The sequence below is a fragment of the Streptomyces aureoversilis genome, assembly GCF_042657885.1.
In the GTDB taxonomy this organism is placed as follows: Bacteria; Actinomycetota; Actinomycetes; order Streptomycetales; family Streptomycetaceae; genus Streptomyces; species Streptomyces aureoversilis.
Map to the genome: position 1 here is coordinate 1 of NZ_JBHSKJ010000061.1, position 1,423 is coordinate 1,423.

Genomic DNA, 1,423 nt, shown 5'->3' on the forward strand with positions numbered 1-1,423 from the left:
TGTCGAACGAGCAGTTCAACCAGGCGTTCACGATGCACGGCACGATCATGCTGCTGATGTTCGCGACGCCGCTGTTCGCCGGTTTCGCGAACTGGATCATGCCGCTGCAGATCGGCGCGCCCGACGTGGCGTTCCCGCGGCTGAACATGTTCGCCTACTGGCTCTACCTCTTCGGCTCCCTGATCGCCGTCGGCGGGTTCCTCACTCCGGACGGCGCCGCCGACTTCGGCTGGTTCGCCAATTCGCCGCTGTCGGGTGCGGAGCATTCGCCGGGTGTGGGCGCCGACATGTGGATCATGGGTCTGGCCTTCTCGGGCTTCGGCACGATCCTCGGTTCGGTCAACTTCATCACCACGATCATCTGCATGCGCGCGCCGGGCATGACGATGTTCCGCATGCCGATCTTCACCTGGAACGTCCTGCTGACCGGTGTGCTGGTCCTGCTGGCCTTCCCGGTGCTGGCGGCGGCGCTGTTCGCGCTGGAGGCGGACCGCAAGTTCGGGGCCCATGTCTTCGACGCGGCCAACGGCGGTGCCCTGCTGTGGCAGCACCTCTTCTGGTTCTTCGGCCACCCCGAGGTGTACATCATCGCGCTGCCGTTCTTCGGCATCATCTCCGAGGTCATCCCGGTCTTCTCCCGCAAGCCGATGTTCGGCTACTGGGGTCTGATCGCGGCCACGATCTCGATCGCGGGTCTGTCGGTGACGGTGTGGGCGCACCACATGTACGTCACGGGCGGTGTGCTGCTGCCGTTCTTCTCCTTCATGACCTTCCTGATCGCGGTCCCGACCGGTGTGAAGTTCTTCAACTGGATCGGCACCATGTGGAAGGGCTCGCTGTCCTTCGAGACCCCGATGCTCTGGGCCGTCGGCTTTCTCATCACTTTCGTCTTCGGTGGTCTGACCGGTGTCATCCTGGCCTCGCCGCCGATGGACTTCCACGTCTCCGACTCGTACTTCGTGGTCGCGCACTTCCACTACGTCATCTTCGGCACCGTGGTGTTCGCGATGTTCTCCGGCTTCCACTTCTGGTGGCCGAAGTTCACGGGCAAGATGCTGGACGAGAAGCTCGGCAAGATCACCTTCTGGACGCTGTTCGTGGGCTTCCACGGCACGTTCCTGGTGCAGCACTGGCTGGGTGCCGAGGGCATGCCGCGCCGTTACGCGGACTACCTCGCCGCCGACGGGTTCACCGCGCTGAACACCATCTCGACCATCAGCTCCTTCCTGCTGGGCCTGTCGATCCTGCCGTTCATGTACAACGTCTGGAAGACCGCCAAGTACGGCAAGAAGGTCGAGGTCGACGACCCGTGGGGCTACGGCCGCTCGCTGGAGTGGGCGACCTCCTGCCCGCCGCCGCGGCACAACTTCCTCACGCTGCCGCGCATCCGCTCCGAATCCCCGGCGTTCGACCTGCACCACCC

1 protein-coding gene is annotated in these 1,423 nt (G+C 64.3%); it reads left to right on the forward strand.

Going from position 1 to position 1,423, the window contains the following annotated elements:
- A partial coding sequence (gene ctaD, locus ACFPP6_RS36395) for an aa3-type cytochrome oxidase subunit I (RefSeq protein WP_382051134.1) occupies nucleotides 1-1,423 on the forward strand: 1,423 nt, incomplete at both ends.